The organism is Collinsella sp. LCP19S3_D3 (assembly GCF_052121455.1).
GTDB lineage: Bacteria > Actinomycetota > Coriobacteriia > Coriobacteriales > Coriobacteriaceae > Collinsella.
The window spans coordinates 46,116-64,844 of the sequence record NZ_JBQKEF010000009.1; the positions used below are offsets into that span (position 1 = coordinate 46,116).

General features: G+C 61.4%; 12 protein-coding genes and 1 tRNA gene. 10 read left to right on the forward strand and 3 right to left on the reverse strand.

The genetic code is table 11. The features are described 5' to 3' along the window. Positions 1-55 precede the first annotated feature (55 nt). Positions 56-1,255, reverse strand: a complete 1,200-nt coding sequence (locus tag ACTQXM_RS05150; RefSeq protein ID WP_427727958.1) for an MraY family glycosyltransferase — start codon at positions 1,253-1,255, stop codon at positions 56-58. A 534-nt stretch (positions 1,256-1,789) separates the two neighbouring features. On the opposite strand from ACTQXM_RS05150, the gene ACTQXM_RS05155 reads away from it, so the two are divergent. The 5 genes from ACTQXM_RS05155 to proB all read left to right on the forward strand — a co-directional run bounded on the left by ACTQXM_RS05155 (position 1,790) and on the right by proB (position 6,354). Next, positions 1,790-2,728: a radical SAM protein gene (locus ACTQXM_RS05155; RefSeq protein ID WP_441537162.1), complete on the forward strand. Its 939-nt coding sequence runs from the start codon at positions 1,790-1,792 to the stop codon at positions 2,726-2,728. Positions 2,729-2,960: 232 nt separating this feature from the next. Next, positions 2,961-3,033, forward strand: a tRNA-Ala gene (locus ACTQXM_RS05160). Between the two features lie 65 nt (positions 3,034-3,098). Continuing rightward, positions 3,099-3,557 (forward strand): hypothetical protein, encoded by a 459-nt coding sequence (locus tag ACTQXM_RS05165; RefSeq protein ID WP_441537163.1) that lies wholly within the window; start codon positions 3,099-3,101, stop codon positions 3,555-3,557. 84 nt (positions 3,558-3,641) lie between these two features. Next, the gene (locus ACTQXM_RS05170; RefSeq protein WP_441083213.1) at positions 3,642-5,147 is read left to right on the forward strand and encodes a nicotinate phosphoribosyltransferase; all 1,506 of its coding nucleotides are present in this window, start codon (positions 3,642-3,644) and stop codon (positions 5,145-5,147) included. Between the two features lie 79 nt (positions 5,148-5,226). Further along, positions 5,227-6,354: a glutamate 5-kinase gene (proB, locus tag ACTQXM_RS05175; protein ID WP_154518242.1), complete on the forward strand. Its 1,128-nt coding sequence runs from the start codon at positions 5,227-5,229 to the stop codon at positions 6,352-6,354. A gap of 99 nt (positions 6,355-6,453) precedes the next feature. On the opposite strand, the gene ACTQXM_RS05180 is transcribed toward proB, so the two are convergent. Next, positions 6,454-7,872: an alpha/beta fold hydrolase gene (locus ACTQXM_RS05180; protein WP_441537164.1), complete on the reverse strand. Its 1,419-nt coding sequence runs from the start codon at positions 7,870-7,872 to the stop codon at positions 6,454-6,456. 113 nt (positions 7,873-7,985) lie between these two features. Between ACTQXM_RS05180 and ACTQXM_RS05185 the strand changes: the two genes are divergently transcribed. Both ACTQXM_RS05185 and ACTQXM_RS05190 read left to right on the forward strand, forming a co-directional pair. Continuing rightward, positions 7,986-9,272, forward strand: a complete 1,287-nt coding sequence (locus ACTQXM_RS05185; protein ID WP_441537165.1) for a glutamate-5-semialdehyde dehydrogenase — start codon at positions 7,986-7,988, stop codon at positions 9,270-9,272. Between the two features lie 171 nt (positions 9,273-9,443). Then, a complete protein-coding gene (locus tag ACTQXM_RS05190) occupies positions 9,444-10,043 on the forward strand; it encodes an HD domain-containing protein (protein WP_441083210.1) in 600 nt (199 codons plus the stop codon). An 884-nt stretch (positions 10,044-10,927) separates the two neighbouring features. On the opposite strand, the gene ACTQXM_RS05195 is transcribed toward ACTQXM_RS05190, so the two are convergent. Next, positions 10,928-11,413, reverse strand: coding sequence for a CarD family transcriptional regulator (locus tag ACTQXM_RS05195; protein ID WP_154518254.1), 486 nt, complete (start codon positions 11,411-11,413; stop codon positions 10,928-10,930). A 342-nt stretch (positions 11,414-11,755) separates the two neighbouring features. Between ACTQXM_RS05195 and argS the strand changes: the two genes are divergently transcribed. The 3 genes from argS to ACTQXM_RS05210 all read left to right on the forward strand — a co-directional run bounded on the left by argS (position 11,756) and on the right by ACTQXM_RS05210 (position 18,728). Further along, positions 11,756-13,609 carry an arginine--tRNA ligase gene (gene argS, locus ACTQXM_RS05200; protein ID WP_441063067.1) on the forward strand — a complete coding sequence of 618 codons (1,854 nt, stop codon included), beginning with the start codon at positions 11,756-11,758 and terminating at the stop codon, positions 13,607-13,609. An 852-nt stretch (positions 13,610-14,461) separates the two neighbouring features. Beyond that, complete coding sequence (gene rho, locus ACTQXM_RS05205) at positions 14,462-16,966, forward strand: transcription termination factor Rho (RefSeq protein WP_441547615.1); 2,505 nt, start codon at positions 14,462-14,464, stop codon at positions 16,964-16,966. Positions 16,967-17,279: 313 nt separating this feature from the next. Continuing rightward, positions 17,280-18,728 carry a hypothetical protein gene (locus tag ACTQXM_RS05210; RefSeq protein ID WP_441537167.1) on the forward strand — a complete coding sequence of 483 codons (1,449 nt, stop codon included), beginning with the start codon at positions 17,280-17,282 and terminating at the stop codon, positions 18,726-18,728. Position 18,729 lies beyond the last annotated feature (1 nt).

Consider the following 18,729-nt stretch of genomic DNA (forward strand, 5'->3'; position numbering starts at 1 on the left):
CGAGGCGCGGTCACGAGCGGCCGACGGTAAGCAGAACAATCTTCTGCAGCAAACCTTAATGCCTGTGGTGGCGCTCTCCCTTACGCTCCTCGGCCGCTTGCTCCTCCTGCTTAAAGGCGGGGTCGTCGGGGGTTATCAGCTCGTCTTCGTGCGTGCGCTTGTTGTAATGGTGGCGTAGCACGGGCTCAAACAGGTGCAGGTGCTTGGCGAAGGCTGCCGAGCCAATGCCAAGGACGGTAAAGATGAGCACGCGCATGGGGACTTCGACCTGGTTGATGGCGGCCGCACCGGCCGAAAGCAGGACACACCAGGCATAGATAAGCAGCACAGCCTGCTTTTGGTTATAGCCCTCTTGAATGAGGCGGTGGTGGATGTGGCCTTTGTCGGCCTGCCCAATGCTAATGTGGGCGCGCTTGCGGCGCACGATGGCGCTAAACGTGTCGATGATGGGCACACCGGCAACGATGAGCGGAATGATAAGCGAGGTGAGCGCGGCGGTGCGGCTCACATTAAGCAGCGAAATGGAACCAAGCGCAAAGCCCAGCAGCAGCGACCCCGAGTCGCCCAGAAAGATGCTCGCGGGGTTGAAGTTATAGCGCAAGAAGGCCAGGCAGGCGCCAAACAACGCGATGGAGAGCGCGGCGGCATCGATGCGGCCCGAGAGAACGGCCATCGAGAACATCGTGAACGATGCGATGCCGCAGATGCCTGTGGCCAGGCCGTCAAGGCCGTCGATGAGGTTGATGATATTGGTGAACGCCACCAGGTAGACCACGGTGATGGGGTAGGCAAGCCAGCCGAGCATGATTTCGCCGGGGGCAAGCGGGTTGAGGATGACGCCGATTTTTAGGCCACCCACGCAGGCGATGAGCGCGGCGAGGACCTGGCCGGCGAGCTTTTGCTTGGGCTTAAGCTGGAAGACGTCGTCGATCGCGCCGGTCGCAAAAATGACGGTAAAAGAAAGCGCTAGCATGGGGTAGCTAATGTGCAGGCGCGGATGCGGGACCAAGACGGGCGGCCAACCCAGATGCCAGGTGCCCATAATCTGAACGATGCAGGCAACGACCAGGCCCAAAAAGACCGCCGTACCTCCCAAGCGCGGGATGGGCTTGGTGTTGATACGGCGTTTTGAAGGATAGTCAACGGCGTCGAGCTTGATTGCCAGACGTTTAACCAGGGGCACCGTGAGGAAGGTCGTGATATATGCCGCGGCTGCCACGCAAAGGAACGGTATGTAGCTCGTGGATGAAGCCATGTATCAAAAACCGCCAAGCGTCGAAGGAAAAGGTCAAAGGATGCCATGCCGCAAAGGGTATAGCTGACCCATGATACTCGACCAAAGGGGGTGCGGGGAATCGCGCCAATCGATAATCACGCGCTTACCAGATATTGGGATGGTGGCGGGGGTTCTGCCGAGTGTCGTTGGGTGTCATACGGGATCTGCGATGGCATTTTTTGGCAAAATCGGCAAAAGAAAACCACCCCCCACGTTACGAAAATGAACCCACCTAAAACAGGTGGGTGCCCTCATCGACCGTTCCAGCGTCCTTAACAACGAAGGATACCTGTACTACGTACGACTGTGTGGGCTCCCTAAATAAACGCGACGGTTCACCCAGTTGCTCCGCGGGGGGCGGAATACCTACATCATAAAGCGGTACTTTATCGATTCCAGTCTTGACATTACAAAAATCGTGTCGGACGATTACGGCGCCTTGGGCTCGAGCCGTCTGCGCGGTTGGTCCTTTTGCGTTTGAGCTGCTGAATCGTTGTTTTGGAGCATGTTTTTATGCCGACGTCGTTGACCGAACTTTTTTCGCCCGCCTGCCATTTGTGTCCGCGGCGTTGCGGTGCGGCGCGCGATGAGGGTGCGCGCGGCGTATGCGGTGCTAACGACACACTCAAGGTGGCCCGTGCGGCGCTTCATATGTGGGAGGAGCCGCCTATCTCGGGCGAGGCCGGTTCGGGCACGATCTTCTTTAGCGGCTGCTCGCTCAAATGCGTCTATTGCCAGAACCACGAGATCTCGACGGGCAATTTTGGGCTTGAGATTATGCCCGAGCGCCTGGTCGAGATTATGTTGGAGCTGCAGGACCAGGGTGCAAACAATATTAACTTGGTGACGGCGACGCACTACGCGCACCTGCTGCCGGCTGCGATTGCCGCGGCACGGGCGCGCGGACTGGTTGTTCCAATCGTCTACAACACAAGCGGTTATGAGCGCGCGAGTGCCGTGGCGGCGTTCGGCGATCTGGTCGATGTGTGGCTAACCGACTTTAAATATGCCGATGCGGGGCTTGCGCAGTCGCTCTCTCATATTCAGGACTACCCGCGTGTGGCCGTGTCGGGTTTGGCGCAAATGGCGCGCGAGATTGAGCGCCGTGGGGGAGAGCTGGTGGACGAGGACGGGCTCATGAAGCGCGGCATGATCGTGCGTCACCTGGTGTTGCCGGGGCATGCGGACGATTCGTGTCGCGTGCTGGACCTGGTGTGGCAGACGGTGGGCGATGTGCCGATCTCGGTCATGAACCAGTACACGCCCAATGCGCTCATGCGCGAGCAGGGCGGCGACTTGGCGCGAGCCGTGACGCGCGAGGAGTACGAGCGGGTGCTCGACCATGCCGACGACCTGGGCTTTACGACGATGTTCTGGCAAGAGGGCGGTGCGGTAGACGAGAGCTTTACCCCAGCGTTCGACACCACTGGCGTCCTCACCAGCGCAAAGTAGCTCTTTTGAGCAGTCTTTTTGGGACGGGGCTATTTTAGCTGCCCCTGCCGTTAATCGTCCAAATCGTTTTCGCTATCTGCCTGGGTAGCTAAAATAGCCCCGTCCCAAAAAGACTGCTCCCGGTGGGGGTCGAGCTACCATCCGAAAAGTAGTCAAAAAAGCCCCGTCCCAAAAAGACTGGGTATTGGGCGTTGACAGTTGGCGAGCCGTAGGTAAAATATCAACTTGTCCTGGGGACGTAGCTCAGTTGGGAGAGCGCTGCCGTCGCATGGCAGAGGCCGAGGGTTCGACTCCCTTCGTCTCCACCCTTGGATTTGATAAGCCGCTGACATTGTGTCGGCGGCTTTTTTTAAAAAGAAAGGGCTGCACTATGGCCGAGCTTGATTCCCAACCATTGTCCGACGAGGAGCGCGCCGAGTTGGAAGAGCTCCGCGCTGAGAAGGCCCGCCGCGAGGCCCAGGAAAAGGCCCGGCGCGAGCGTGAAGAGCTGGCTGCCCTGCGTGCCGAGCATGCGAAGGCCGAGGAGGCTGCCGCGAGCGCCGCATCCGAGCGCAAGCCCGCGCCCGCGCCCAGGCCCGCCGCTGCGAAGCCTGCGCCCGCTGCACCCAAGCCTCAGCCTAAGAAAGCCGCCCGCCCCAAGCCCGCCGAGCCCAAGCCGAGCCGTGACGAGATGACGTTTGCCCAGCGCATGGTCACTTCCAAGGAGCCCACGGCCGAGGGCGAGATCCCCGGTATGGCCCCGGCTCAAAAGATCATCATCGCGCTCGCCTTGGTCGCGTTTGTCGTCTTTATGGGCTACACGATCATGACCAGCATGGGCCTGCTCTAACCGATTTGCATCGGGCGTCATGTCCGCATGCTCTGCTCTCGTCCAACCCTCAACCTCTGCACAACGCATCCGAAAGGTCGCCCCATGGCTTTGACCGACATCTCGCATCCCACCGACATCGCAATGCTCACCGATCTGTACGAGCTCACTATGGCCCAGGGCCTGTGGGAGAGCGGCAAGGCCAATGAGCAGGGCTGTTTTACCGCGTTTTACCGTGACCATCCGTTTGGCAGCGCCTACGCCGTCATGTGCGGCACCGCCGAGCTGCCCGAGCTGGTCGAAAACCTTCGCTTTACGCCCGAGGATATCGACTACCTCGCCTCGCTCCAGGCCCCGGCCGGCGGCGCGATGTTCAAGCCTGAATTCCTCGACTACCTGCGCGATTTTCGTGCGCATGTAAACATCGACGCCGTCCCCGAGGGCGAGCTCGTCTTTCCGCGCGAGCCCATGGTGCGCGTCACCGGCCCCGCGCTGGAGTGTCAGCTGCTCGAGACGGCGCTGCTCAACATCGTCGGCTTCCAGACGCTTGTCGCCACCAAGACGGCGCGCGTGGTGCTGGCGGCGGACGGCCGTCCCGTGGCCGAGTTTGGCCTTCGCCGCGCCCAGGGTCCCGATGGCGGTCTGGCCGTCGCGCGTGCGAGCTACGTTGCCGGCTGTTCCTCTACGTCCAATGTGCTCGCCGGTCGCCGCTACGGTATTCCCGTCTTTGGCACGCATGCGCACAGCTGGGTGATGAGCTTCGATTCCGAGCTCGAGGCCTTCCGTGCCTTTGCCAAGTCGAGCCCTAAGAACTGCACGCTGCTCATTGACACTTATGATGTGCGCGAGGGCTGCGAGCATGCCATTACGGTTGCCAAGGAGATGGAGGCGGTGGGCGAGCGTCTGTCGGCCATTCGCATCGACTCAGGCGACCTGGCCAAACTCTCCAAGTATGTCCGCGGCCGTTTTGATGCCGAGGGCTTGCCCTATGTGGGGATCTCGGTTTCCAACGATCTGGATGAATACACGATTCAGTCGCTGCTCGACCAGGGCGCGCCCATCGATAGCTTTGGCGTGGGCACTAAGCTCGCGACCTGCTACGACCAACCAGCACTGGGCGGCGTGTATAAGCTTTCCGCCCGCCGTGCGAGCGAGACGGACCCGTGGACGCCGGTGGTCAAGCTCTCCGAGCAGCCCTACAAGCGCACGATTCCGGGCGTGCAGCGCGTGCGCCGCTATTACGACGGCTTTGGCGGCCCGGTCTGCGACATGATCTATGACGAGGACCATCTGGCGGGGGAGGGCGCCGCGCGCGGCAATACCCTCGTGGCCGTGAACGATGCCGCTCTAGTGACCGACGTGTCCGAGCTTGAGTATCGCGAGCTGCTGGCGCCGATCGTGCGAGACGGTAGTGCTGTTGCCCCGCGCGAGAGCATCGAGGCCGCACGCGAGCGTTGCGCTTGGGCGCTGGACCATCTGGATCCGGTCTACAAGCGCTTCCTGTACCCGCAGACCTATGTGGTGGGCATGGAGCAGGGCCTGGCGCAGGTGCGTGACGAGCTCGTGCGCAAGAACATGGCCGCGGCTTCTGCCTTCCCCTGGGCTCGCTAATTTTGTTGGGTGTAGGGTGGAATTACGTTCCCTCGGCCGTCAGCTCGCCCGAACCCTCAACAGTTGATTGGTTTGACGTATGACGACTTCTTATAAAACGATGGTGGTAAAGATCGGTTCGTCCACGGTGGTGGGCGCCGATGGCAAGGTCAACCGCGCCTTTATCGGCGGGCTTGCCGATCAGGCTGCTGCCCTGCGCAAGCTCGGCTGGCGTCTGGTCGTGGTGAGTTCGGGCGCCATTGCCTGTGGCTATCCCGTGCTGGGCTTTGACCGCAAGCCGGTCGGTGACCTGCCGAGCCTGCAGGCCTGCGCCTCGGCCGGTCAGTGCATCATCTCGTCGGCCTACGACGAGGAGTTCCATGCGCGCGACCTGCTCACCTCGCTCGTGCTGCTCACGCGTCACGACACGGCCCGTCGCACGTCCTATCTGCACGCGCGCGACGCGCTGCTGCGTCTGGTGGAACTGGGCGTGGTGCCGGTCGTCAACGAGAACGACACCGTTACCGTCGACGAGATCAAGTTTGGCGACAACGACACGCTGGCGGCGCTTGTGGGCTGCTTGGTTTCTGCCGACCTGTGCGTGACGCTCTCGGACATCGATGGCCTCTATACCGCCAATCCGCACGAGGACCCCACGGCCGAGTTCGTCCCGGTCGTGCATAAGATCGATGCCAAGATTATCGCCTCGGCGGGCGATTCTTCCACATCGGTTGGCACAGGCGGCATGATTACCAAGATCCGCGCGAGCCGCATCCTGATGACGGCGGGCATTCAGAGCGTGATTTGCTCGGGCGAGGAGCCCGATGCGCTCGTGCGCCTTGCCCGCGGCGAGAGCGTGGGTACGCTGTTCGATCCGCCGGCGGAGCGCCTGGACATTGCGCCCCGCAAGCTGTGGATTGCACTGGGCGACAAGGCGCATGGCTCGGTGACGGTCGATGACGGCGCCGCGAAAGCGCTGGTCAGCCGCGGTTCTTCCCTGCTTGCAGTGGGTATTCGCGAGGTCGATGGCACGTTTGCCGAGGGCGATGTGCTCGACGTGTGCGATCCGAGCGGTATGGTCGTCGCCCGCGGTATCGCCGAGGCCGATTCGGACGTGCTGGAGCTTGCAGCCGGACGCCGCCAGGACCAGATTGCCGGCAACCGCTTGCTGGCAGACTTGGCCGAGAAGCCCGCGATCCACCGAGACAACTTGATCGTCTTTGCATAAAGAAAGACAGCGCTGCGGATCGTTTCCTGCAGCGCTGTCTTTCTCGTGCCGGCACTTGGGGACGTTCCTTTTGCGCCGGCAGGTGGGGACACTCCTTTGCTAGAAGATTCGACGCAGGTCTCCGCGGTTGAGGGCCTCGTCGAAGAGGTGCTTGAATACCACGCTGCCGTGCAGGCCGTCGTGCTCGAACTCGTTCGTCACCCAGGCGTGTGAGTTGCCCACGCGGCTGAGCGTGTCGAGCTGCAGGCCCGAATCCACGTACATGTCGTCGAAATACACCGCGGCTTGGAGCGGCACCTCGTTGCAGGCCAGGCGCTGCGGGTCGTAAATCTTGTCCCAGCTGGTGTCTTCCATCAGCAGGTCCATGGCGGGCTTGAAGGGCTTGAGCTCGGGCATCTGCTCAAACATCCACGGGAACATGGCCTCGCCGGTAAACATGAGTGGGCGCGCGAGGGTGTCGAACTCGGCACGATGGGCCTTTTCCTCGGCGGCTGCCCAGCCAATGGGCATCGTGTCGCCATCGGCGTAGATGAATTCCTGCAGCGTCCAGTACAGCGGATTCGTGCGCGTGTTGGTGCGCTCGAAGGCGCGCATCAAAAAGCTGTCGGATACCGAGGAGCCGCAGTTCAGCGTACCGTCGCCATTAACAAACGCGTGGTCGATAATCCAGTGCATGCGCTCAAAGCTCGGCTTCATGCCAAAGTCGCTGCCCATGAGCTGCAGGCGCTCGACCGTCATCGGCGAGCCGTCGGGCAGCGCGGGCTTTTGATCCTCAAGGGCATCTGCCAGGGCCGCCACGCGCTCGACGTCGGTGGGGTAGCGGTCGTAATACTGCTGAGTCTTGGCCGCCATACGCGGGAAGGTGTGCGCGTAGACCTCGCTGGCACTCGCCGGTACGTGCGGAATGCCGCCGCAGGTAAAGCTCGCCGCCACGCCCTCGGGGAAGAGCGACAGATAGCTCAACGTCAAAAAGCCGCCGTAGCTCTGGCCGAGTGTGACCCAGGGCTTGCCGCCAAAGCCCACCAGGCGCAGGTACTCAAAGTCGCGCACGATGGAGCTGGCGAGGTGGCGCTTGAGGAAGTCTGCCTGCGAGCGGGCCGCATCGGAGCCTGCCGCCTCGGCGCGCTCGCCCAGTGCGGCAATCGTGCGCCCGTCTACACAGCTGCTGCGCCCGGTACCGCGCTGGTCGGGCAGGACGACGCGGAAGTGCTTGACGGCCTCCTCGATCCAGCCGTCGCTTGTGGGCGACAGCGGACGCGGGCTCTCACCGCCGGGGCCGCCCTGCAAAAAGAGGAGGAGTGGCAGGTCGTCGTTGATACGGTCGGGAGCGCAAACCACGCGGTAGAAAAGCTTGATGCTCTCGGGTGCGCCGGCGATGGGCGCCGGCATGGCGCCGCGGCGCATGGTGCTGCCGAAGGCCAAAAGCATTGGCTCCAGGCCGCGCCAATCCAAGGGGACGTCGATGCTGTGGTCCTCGACATAGAGGCCGGGGACGTGGTACGAAGTGATGAGGGCCATGCGGTACTTCCGTTCGTTGCGGTGTTTCGGGTTGACCAATTCTACCGCCATGCGCGAGGGCATGCACAAATCGGCTACCATGGTTGGCAAACTTCTAAGAGAAAGGGCCGTCCATGTCGGTCGATATAGCCACGTATGTCCACGATCTTGCCGTTGCCGCCAAGGCAGCGTCGGCCTCGCTTGCCACGGCGAGCGACGAGCAGCGCCAGGAGGCCGTGCGCGCCATGGCCGCAGCGCTGCGCGATGGCGTCGATTCCATCGTCGCCGCCAACGAGCTCGATATGTCCGCTGCGCGCGATGCGGGGACCTCGGCGGGGCTCCTCGACCGTCTGCTGCTGACGCCCGAGCGCGTCGAGGGCATGGCCGCCGGCCTGGAGAAGCTCGCTGAGCTGCCCGATCCTGTCGGCCGCGTGCTCGACCACCGCGTACTTGCAAGTGGTGTGGACCTCACCCGCGTGAGCGTGCCGCTGGGCCTGGTCGCCATGGTCTATGAGGCGCGTCCCAACGTGACGGCCGATGCCGCGGGCATCTGCATCCGCACCGGCAACGCCTGCATTCTGCGCGGCGGTTCGCTGGCCTATCACTCGTGCGCCATGATTGCCGAACTGCTGGCCGATGCGCTCGAGGCCAAGGGTTTCCCGCGCGAGGCTATCTCGATGATCGAGTCCACCGATCGCGAGGCCACCGGCGAGCTCATGAAGCTTCGCGGCATCGTCGACGTGCTTATTCCGCGTGGCGGCGCGGGCCTGATCCAGCGCTGCGTGCGCGAGTCGCTTGTGCCGGTTATCGAGACGGGCACGGGAAACTGCCACATCTACGTGCATGAGTCGGCCGACTTTGATAAAGCGCTCAACATTATCGTCAATGCTAAGACCCAGCGCGTGGGTGTGTGCAACGCCGCCGAGTCGCTGCTTGTGGACCGCGTCGTGGCAGATTCGTTTTTGCCGGCGGTCGTGGCCGTGCTGCACGACCACGGCGTGCTGATTCACGGCGACGGGGCCGCGTGTGCCGCATGCGCCGCCGCCGGTCTTGCCGAGGGCGACGACTACGTGGCCGCGACCGAGGAGGACTGGGGCCGCGAGTACCTGGCGCTCGAGATGAGCGTAAAGGTCGTGGCGAACGAGGACGAGGCCATCGCGCACATCAACCGCTATGGCACTATGCATTCCGAGGCCATCATCGCCGAGGACGCGGACGCCTGCGAGCGCTTTTTGGATGAGATCGATGCCTCGGCCGTGTATGCCAACGCCAGCACGCGCTTTACCGACGGCGGCGAGTTTGGCCTGGGCGCCGAGATCGGCATTTCGACCCAAAAGCTCCACGCCCGCGGCCCCTTTGCCGCCGAGGCCCTCACCACCTACAAATACAAGCTCCGCGGCACCGGCCAGGTCCGCCCCTAAACCTACCAAAAAGGGACAGGTTTATTTTGGCAGGTTTTATCTGCGGTTTTGCCGGGCGACGCGTTCGCCCGGCTTTTTTCTCCGTATGCCTTTTCTGCCTTTCGGCTTGAGCCGCGGCGATATACGATAGTGACACCGTGTCCTAGCACCGACTCACCTGGAGGTATTGCCATGTCCCAGACGCTTTCCGCCGGAATCACCCGCGACCGTGCGTTCGAATTGCTCAACGAGCACAACAAGGACCCGTTCCACATCACCCACGGCGAAACGGTCGAGGGCACCATGCGCTACTTTGCGCGCGAGTTCGACCCCGAGAACGAGGAGTTTTGGGGCATCGTCGGACTGCTGCACGACTTGGATTGGGAGGAGCATGAGGACGACCCCGTGAACCACACCATCTATGCGGCCGAGATCCTCAAGGGCGAGGGTGCATCGCCCGAGCTCATCCGCGCCATCCAGACGCATACCTCGGACTTCAACACCTCGCTGCCCAAGCCCGAGCTGCAGATGGAAAAGATCCTGTTTGCCTGCGACGAACTTACCGGCCTGATTGGGGCTGCCGTGATCATGCGTCCGAGCAAGAGCGTCATGGACTTTACGACCAAGTCGCTCAAGAAGAAGTTCAAGGACAAGCGCTTTGCCGCCGGCTGCTCGCGCGACGTGATTACGCAGGGCGCCGAGATGCTGGGCTGGGAGCTCCCCGAGCTTTTCGACCGCACCATCGCGGCCATGCAGTCCTTCGCGCCCGACCGCGACACCTTCCAGGCCTAACCTGCCAAAAAGGGACAGGTTTATTTTGGTAGGTTTTATCTGGGAAGACGCTTCCGTTGGACGTTATTCAGCGGAAGCGTTTTCTGTTTGACCTGGTGACGTTGGCGAATGGCGGCGCCTCGCGGCAGGTGGCTGCGCTTCGCCGTACCCGTAACTCGGCAAACGCGACGTTAGGACGCGTTCTTAATAATCCATGTTCCGAGTCCGGTCAACAGCTGAACCTGCTTAACGGTTAGCCCTTGTTTTCGAAGCGCGAGAATCGCCTCATTGCGAAGTGGCTTGGAGACGGATTTGAGTTCCGTCGGAGCGCATCCTGCGACACTCTGCACGATTGCCGTGCCAAATGAATATGGTTTCCCATAAGGCACCAAGCGATAAGCTCGATATTGTGTTTGGGGAGGATTGCATCGAGGATCTGAAGCATAGCGATTCGGTCCTCGGCATCGTCAAACAGCAATTGCCCTCCGTTTCCACGCAACGTGACGTGGAAATAACCGGTTGGTGACTTTGAACGAGGTTTTCTCGGCATGGCCCCTCCTTTAGCTTGGATGGGCTGAAGATACCTCATTCGGAGGCTTCGGTTGTCGAGATTCAGTTTACCGACTATAGCTGCTACCTGCCGAAATGTTATTGCGTTTTCAAATTGATGCTTTTTAATGGTAATTGAGCAAGACGGGTGCGCTTGTTGCGGATAAGGGCGTTGGTTGCGTCGATCTGGACGGCCCTCGCGTGATGTCATCACAAATGGGCTTCACGCATTTTCGCGGCGATAGAAAAATGGCCGGGGCTTACAAACAAAACGGAGCACCCGACCATTTACCAATTGTTTGTTGACGTTTCCCCAGATAAAACCTGCCAAAATAAACCTGTCCCTTTTTGGCAGGTTAGTTGAGGGCGGCTTGGGCTAGGCGGGCTTCGGCGTCTTCCTCGGTGACGCCCAAGGCCACGGCAATCTCCTCGATGGAGCGGCGCTTGGCTTCCTTGAGTACGCGCATGTAGTAGGAGCTGGGTTTTTTATCTGCTTCCTCGGCCTGGCGAATACGGTGCATCATTGTTTTTGCCACGCGGACCGTCTCGGGCGCACCCAGCTTGAGCTGCTGCTTAAAGTGCGTCTCCTCGAGCGAGCTGTTGCGCTCGGTAAAGGTGTCGCACTCCAGCTCGTCGTAATGGCTTAGTAGGTGCTCGGCATCTTGCTGGGAGATGGCGGCATGCAGACGGTCGGCCTGCGCCACGGGGTACATGAGGATCGTCTGCGCATGTCCCTGCTTGGTCTCGAGCAACAGCATGGGCTGCGGTGTGTCTTCCCTAAAACCGACGACGGTGCAGACTCCCTGACCCGGATGAATGACGTGTTGACCGATTGAGAACATGCTACCTCCAACTTATACGAATTTACGTATGTCTAGAATACCACGCTGACGTGCGCAAACCCTTACTTTATGCAGGAAAAGCACACAAATCCGATAGGTAAGAGTATTCGATATTCTGAGCTGCCCATGCAGATGTTTATGCATTTTCGGCGGGTGCACAACCAGCAGGCAGACCGCCATCTTTGAATGGCCTTGCGACAACTGTGGTCAATTATGTGCATATGCAATATCGATTGACTTTACCCTGCGACAGTAGTTACCGCTTGTGTTAGAGTGCTGCAAACTCTGGCTTTTGCCCTACGAGTGACCAAGAGCTCGGGGGCTTTAACACAAGGAGGATCTATGCCCGAGAAGATTGAAGAGCTGGTACGCGCTGCGCTTGCTGCGGCCCAGGAGGCCGGCGACCTTTCCGCATTTGAACTTGACGATTGCGCTATCGAGCGACCGGCTGACACTTCTCATGGCGAGTGGACCTCCACCATGGCCCTGAAGTCCGCCAAGCTGGCTCACTGCGCCCCGCGCAAGATCGCCGAGGCCGTCGTTGCCCATATGCCCGAGGATCCCGCGATCGAGAAGGTCGAGATCGCCGGCCCTGGCTTCATCAACTTCTACCTCTCCGTCGCCGTCAAGAACGCCATCTTCGACGAGGCTCGCGAGAAGGGCATGGACTTCGCTAAGTCCAACGTCGGCGGCGGCCTGAAGACCCAGGTCGAGTTTGTCTCCGCCAACCCCGTCGGCCCCATGCATATTGGCCATGGCCGTTGGGCCGCTCTGGGCGACTCCCTCTGCCGTGTTATGGACCATGCCGGTTACGATATCCAGCGTGAGTTCTATATCAACGATCACGGCTCTCAGATGAACACCTTCGGCAACTCCATCAGCACGCGCTATATGCAGCTTGCCGACATCATCGCCAAGCAGGGCGTGGATATCGACGAGGCTCACAAGCTGCTGATTGCCGACCGCGATGCCTTTGTTGCCGACGAGAACGACGAGCATCCCGAGACCCATCCGTATCAGGACAACTTTGCCGAGACTCTGGGCAAGGACTCCTACGGCGGCGACTACATCATCGACGAGGCCGCCGAGTTCTGGCGCACCGACGGTGACAAGTGGGTCGACGCCGATCCGCAGGAGCGTATGGAGAGCTTCCGCGAGCGCGGCTACGTAAAGATGGTCGACAACATGCGCGACCTTTGCCACGCCGTCAACTGCGACTTCGATCGTTGGTTCTCCGAGCGCTCGCTGTACGTGAAGGACACCGAGGGCGAGACCGCCGGCACCTCCGCCGTCGACCGCGCTTTTGAGAAGCTCGACAAGATGGGCTACCTCTACACCAAGGACGGAGCCCTGTGGTTCCGCTCCACCGACCTGGGTGACGACAAGGACCGCGTCCTGATCAAGTCCGACGGCGAGTACACCTACTTCGCCTCCGACGTTGCCTATCACTGGGACAAGTTCCAGCGCGTCGACCACGTCATCGACATCTGGGGCGCCGACCACCATGGCTACATCGACCGCGTCCGCTGTGTCTGCGACGCTCTTGGCTATCCCGGCAAGTTCGAGGTTCTGCTGGGCCAGCTCGTCAACCTGCTGCGCAACGGCAAGCCCGTCCGTATGTCCAAGCGCAAGGGCACCATGGTGACCCTGCAGGAGCTCGTCGACGAGGTCGGCTCCGACGCCGCCCGTTACACGCTCATCTCCAAGAGCTCCAACCAGATGGTCGACTTCGACATCGAGGCCGTTAAGAAGCGCGATAACTCCAATCCGGTCTACTACGTGCAGTACGCTCACGCTCGTGTGTGCTCCATTCTGCGCCGTGCCGCTGACGTTACGCCCGAGCAGGCTGACGAGATGGGCATGAAGGCCGTCGCCGCCAAGGCCATCGGCGAGAACGTCGACTACTCGCTGCTGACCGACCCCACCGAGCTTGCCCTTTCGCGTAAGCTCAACGAGCTCACCGACCTCATCGCCAGCTGCGCTCGCGACCGCGCCCCGTTCCGTCTGACGCACTTTGCCGAGGAGCTCGCCGGCGACTTCCACAGCTTCTACGCTGCCTGCCAGGTGCTTCCGAGCGAGGGCCGTCCCGTCGACCCCGAGCTTTCGCGCGCCCGTCTGGCCGCTTGCGACGCCGTCCGCGTGACGCTCGCCCTGGTGCTCACTCTGGTTGGCGTTTCTGCACCCGAGCAGATGTAATCTACGGGTCGTTTGACCGTGTAGGTTTGGCTTTGCTGAGCCCTATAAGCCCGATCTCCATGCGGAGGTCGGGCTTTTTGCGTTTGGCGGGGCTTTTTGGCGTGTTGGAAAATGCTACAAAAACGCAACTATACCGGTTTACGGGGCTGAATCGCTGCCTGGCGACCATAGCAACAGCAGCGAAAAAAAATCGCAGGTAGACGGCTTGCCGAATATTAAAAATGCAGGGTATGGTTGGCTTACGCCGTTCTTGCACCGTAATCCGCGATCGTTTTGAAAACGACCCCTTGGGGACGGAGGAAAACGGATCATTTTTGTCCGGTGGGAGAGCGGTGCGAAACCGTCCGCCACGAAACGGGCTTATCTACTACGTTTAGTCGCATACCCCGAACCATGCCGAAAAGTACGATATTAAAACCGCAGGTAGCGGGCTTGCGATTTTAGGAAGATCGAGGGGATGGTCAGGGGCGCGGGTCAAACGTAGTAGATAGGCGCTTTTCGTGGCGCGGCTATTCCGGATGCCACGGCTTCACTCCTCTGGTGAGACAGAGGAAGCGCTTTTGAGGGAGAGTGTCCCTTTTGACCAGTTGTATAAGAACGTCTAATGACTAAGTTGCAGGTGGTGGCGGTTGTGTTACACTAACGCTGCGTATTTGACGCAATCATCTCGATACAGATCAATGATGTCCGTTGTGTTTTGAACGGAGCTAGACTGTTTAGCCGCCCTGAAGGTTTATGCAGGGAGCATGTGATCACAGGGCTTTAAAAGAAAGTTGAGCAAACACTGTGTCTGATCAACAGCAAGAAAATGAAATAAGCACGGTCCAAGCCACTCCCACTGCACCGGTTGCGTTGGACCAGATCGCGAAACCCGTACCGTCGCAGGCGTCGGTCCCCGAGACACACCAGAACGCTGCCTCGGCTTCGAGTGAGAACCCTGTTCCCGTCGCGCCTGCTACCGGGGAGGAGGCTGCGCCCGTGAAGCCCAAGCGCACGCGTCGTGTGGCCAAGCCCGCTGCGGATGGCGATGAGGCTGCAAAGCCCAAACGCCGCACCACGCGCACGACGCGTGCCAAGCGTCCGGTTTCCGCCGAGGTTTCGGCGCCGCTTTCAGATGAGGTTGCGCAGGCCCGCGCGCTTGCGCAGATCAGCGAAGCCCAGGTTGTTCGTGCTCGCCGTCGTGCCGCCGAGCGCGATGCCACGGCTCTGACCGAACTCGCGGCTCCGTCCGCCCCCGAGGCGCCTTCGGCTCCGGCTCCCGAGCAGGTAGCAGAAAAGCCGGCTCCGCGCACGCGCCGTCGCACGGCGGCCAAGGTCCAGCAGGCTGCCGAGCAGGCTTCGTCCGATGCCGCCGAGACCCCGGTTCGCTCTGCGGCGGAGGAGGACGCTTCCTCTGCTGAGTCTGTCGTGTCTGCCGAGGCCGGCGGTGCATTTGTCGTCGATCCTGCTTTGCGCCCGCATCGCCGCGGCCGCAAGCCCAAGGCATTTGTCGAGGCGGAGAAGGCGGCCGCTGCCGCGGCTTCTGTCCAAGATGCCCCGGCGTTTGTCGAGCCTACAGCGGCTGTCGTGGTTTCGGCCGAGGGCGCTGATGTTCCTGAGGTCGCTGTTTCTGCCGCTGCCGAGTCTGCCGACGTTCGTCCCGGGCGCAGCCGTCACACCGCAGCCAAACGCCCAGCTAAGGCGGAGGCGAAGTCCGGCGCCGAATCTGCGGCAGCTGAGTCTACCGAGGCGAGTGTCGACACGACTCCCGAGACGGAGGGCGCAGATCGGTCGGCAGGCGAGAAGCCCAAGCGAACGCGCAAGAAATCTTCCAAGACCAAGTCTGCCGAACAGCAGGGGGATGCTGAGCAACAGCCCGAGTCCGACGCTAAGTCGGACGGCGAGACCCCGGCGACCGCCGATGCGCCCACGACGCCTGCCGTCGAGAGCGCTGAGGCCGAAGAGGGTTCCCGCCCCAACCGCCGTCAGCACAAGCGTAACGATGAGCGCAGCGAGCGCAAGGATGATCGTAACAACGACCGCCGCAGCCGTCAGCGCGACCGCAAACAGCGCAACAAGGAGCGCAACGCAGCTCCGACCGAGCCAACGCTTTCGCGCGAGGAGCTCGCGGCCATGAAGGTCGCCGAGCTGCGCGAGAAGGCCAAGGAGTTCGAGATCGAGACGACCGGCAAGAAGAAGGCCGAGCTCGTCGAAGAGATCTACACCACAGCCGCGAAGGCCGAGGGCTTCCGCGATATTAAGGGCATCCTGCAGATTCGCCCGGACAGCTCCGGCATCATCCATGCCCACGGCTACATGAAGTCCAATGACGACGCCTTCGTGCCCGCCTACCTCATCCGCTCCGCGCGTCTGCGCACGGGCGACGTGATCGAGGGTTCGCTTCGCCCCTCGCGCGGCGGCGACAAGCGTGCCGGTCTCGCCAAAATCACGACCGTCAACGGTCTTGATCCTGAGCAGGCCCGTAACCGCCCCAAGTTCGGCGATCTCACGCCGGTCTACCCCAATGAGCCGCTGCGCATGGAGCATGGCAAGGATTCCATTACCGGTCGCGCCATCGATATCGTGTCGCCGATCGGCAAGGGCCAGCGTGGCCTGATCGTGTCACCGCCCAAGGCCGGTAAGACCACGATTCTCAAGAAGATCTGCCAGTCTATCTCGATCAACAATCCCGAGGTGCACCTCATCTGCCTGCTCGTCGACGAGCGCCCCGAAGAGGTCACCGATATGCAGCGCTCCATTGAGGGCGAGGTCGTGGCCTCCACCTTCGATATGCCCGCCGACAACCATACCCGCGTGGCCGAGCTCGTCATCGAGCGCGCCAAGCGCATCGTGGAGTTGGGCGGCGACGTCGTGGTGGTTCTCGACTCCATCACGCGTCTTGCCCGTGCGTACAACCTGGCGGCGCCCGCCTCGGGCCGCATCCTTTCGGGCGGCGTCGATTCGGCGGCCCTGTATCCGCCCAAGCGCTTCCTGGGTGCTGCCCGCAATATCGAAAACGGCGGCTCACTCACCATCCTTGCTTCCGCCCTTATCGATACCGGCTCCAAGATGGACGAGGTCATCTTTGAGGAGTTCAAGGGCACCGGCAACATGGAGCTCAAGCTCGATCGCGATCTGGCCGACCGCCGCATCTTCCCGGCCATCGACCCCGTTGCCTCGGGCACGCGCAACGAGGACCTGTTGGTCGACGAGCAAATGCGTCCGTTTGTCTTTGGCCTGCGCCGCATCCTCGCCGGCATGAACAATACCGAGCGCGCGGCAGCGTCGTTTATCAAGGGCCTTAAGGGCACTAATACCAACCAGGAATTTTTGGTGCGTTCGGCCAAAAAGCACAGCGATTACGAGCAGATGTTCTAGTCCGTCCGCTGCACGCGACAGCAACCATAGACATGCCAGAAGGGCCGGGGTTTAGATCCTGGCCCTTTTCGTATAGCCGCTCGCCAACGATTATTGACCTCACGACCGGCAAGCAGCGATTTTCCCGTTTCAATTCCGCTTCGTCGCTTGCAATCCCCAAGGGGGTTTCGCATAATAGCAGTTAAGCTTCGCGACGGAAAACGCAGATGAAACGAACCTTATACCGTTGCTTTGGGGCTCAGGCCCCGCTTCATCTTCTCTCGCGCAGCCAACTGAATGATGCGATTTGGGTGCTGGAAGATGGGGAGAGCTCATGGCTTCTTCTGATGCAACACAACGAGCAGTCCTTGCCGGACTTTCCTGCGGGATCGGCCTTGCCGCACCCGTGGTCGTGTATGCCGCTACACTGCCGTTTTCGTCAATCAACGAGACGGTCGTCGCGGGTGCTGTTCCCTTTGCCGTGGGCGCGGTGGCCGGCGTGGGTATCTATGCCGCCTCGCTGGGTATCTCTGAGTATCGTGCGGAGCACGATGGCCGCCTGTTTGAGCCCGATGCCGTGGGCGGCGCCGCTCAGTTTAGTCGGACCTACAACGAGTTCAAGACCGCCTCGATTCCCGCTCAGCACGAGGAAGCCGCTCCCCGGGCTGCTTCTCCTGTCACTTTGGACGAGCAGGGTCAATCCTCTTCGCTTCTCTCCGGTCTGACCGGCGCGTTTCAGCGCCGTCATGCCGATGATGGCGTTCCGACCATCGCCCGTGCCGCCAACGCCATGGACGAGGCCGATGCCTGGGCTATGATCGATAGCATGCTCGACGACGATTCGCCGGTTAGCTGCGATCCCGCTCGCTCGCGCGATATCTACCAGGTCGCAATTGACGAGCTCACAAACGGTGAAAAGACTGGCTCCTATAACCGCGACGACATCGCTGCTGCCGCACGTGCCGTCTCGGGCTCTCATGCCGCCCCTGCGGGCAGCACCGCCGCTTTCGTGGCGCTTGTGGCCAACGCTGCCAACAATGCCGCCTATAACGGTGCTTCTTCGGCTGCGTACGCCTCTGCCGCGGCGGCCGCTTCGACCGGCCAGCAGGGCGCAGCTCAGCCGGCTCCTGTCGCCGACCCCTTTGCCGATGAGCCGCTGGTTGTCGACGAGGAGACCATCGCCGCTCGTCGTGCTGCCGAAAGCTCGCTTTGGGGCGCTTCGGCCCAAATGCAGGCCGCGGAGGCGGTGCCGTACAACACCAAGCTCGCCAGCATGCCCATCATTTCCGATGCCAAGGGTGTGGATCTCACCGATTTGGACGAGCCCGCCGCCATCACTGCCTCTATCGATGCCCAGAATCGCGTGGATACCGACAGTCTCCCCGATGCCTCCCTCGAGGAAGATATCCCCATGGCCGATTATTCGGGCCACGAGAACATGTGGGCCGCCGCCATGGCGATCATGGCCGAGGTCGCCGAGCCCGCCCCCGCGCCGATGCCCACGCCTGCAGCCTCACCTGTCTCGGTTGCTCCCGTCTATGTCGGCCGCCACAGCTCCGTGTTTCCCGAGGATACCGCGCGTATCTCGCGCGAGGGTATCGAGCGCGCCGAGGCTATCGCCGCCGGCGTTATGGAAAACCGTCGCCATGAGCGCGTCAATCAGATCCTTGAGGAAGAGATCGAGCGCCTGCAGTCCTCTACCGCCAAGCGTACGGGCCGTGCCTATTTGAGTGTTATCGAGGGCGGTACCGCCAGTTTTACGCCGCTTCGTGCCGAGGCCTAGT

Excerpts from the sequence above, each read along its gene's own strand:
- ACTQXM_RS05155 (WP_441537162.1), top strand. The coding sequence starts at position 1,790 with ATGCCGACGTCGTTGACCGAACTTTTTTCGCCCGCCTGCCATTTGTGT.
- ACTQXM_RS05210 (WP_441537167.1), top strand. The coding sequence starts at position 17,280 with ATGGCTTCTTCTGATGCAACACAACGAGCAGTCCTTGCCGGACTTTCC.
- ACTQXM_RS05170 (WP_441083213.1), top strand. The coding sequence starts at position 3,642 with ATGGCTTTGACCGACATCTCGCATCCCACCGACATCGCAATGCTCACC.
- ACTQXM_RS05165 (WP_441537163.1), top strand. The coding sequence starts at position 3,099 with ATGGCCGAGCTTGATTCCCAACCATTGTCCGACGAGGAGCGCGCCGAG.
- ACTQXM_RS05190 (WP_441083210.1), top strand. The coding sequence starts at position 9,444 with ATGTCCCAGACGCTTTCCGCCGGAATCACCCGCGACCGTGCGTTCGAA.
- ACTQXM_RS05195 (WP_154518254.1), bottom strand. The coding sequence starts at position 11,413 with ATGTTCTCAATCGGTCAACACGTCATTCATCCGGGTCAGGGAGTCTGC.
- ACTQXM_RS05150 (WP_427727958.1), bottom strand. The coding sequence starts at position 1,255 with ATGGCTTCATCCACGAGCTACATACCGTTCCTTTGCGTGGCAGCCGCG.
- argS (WP_441063067.1), top strand. The coding sequence starts at position 11,756 with ATGCCCGAGAAGATTGAAGAGCTGGTACGCGCTGCGCTTGCTGCGGCC.
- ACTQXM_RS05180 (WP_441537164.1), bottom strand. The coding sequence starts at position 7,872 with ATGGCCCTCATCACTTCGTACCACGTCCCCGGCCTCTATGTCGAGGAC.
- proB (WP_154518242.1), top strand. The coding sequence starts at position 5,227 with ATGACGACTTCTTATAAAACGATGGTGGTAAAGATCGGTTCGTCCACG.
- ACTQXM_RS05185 (WP_441537165.1), top strand. The coding sequence starts at position 7,986 with ATGTCGGTCGATATAGCCACGTATGTCCACGATCTTGCCGTTGCCGCC.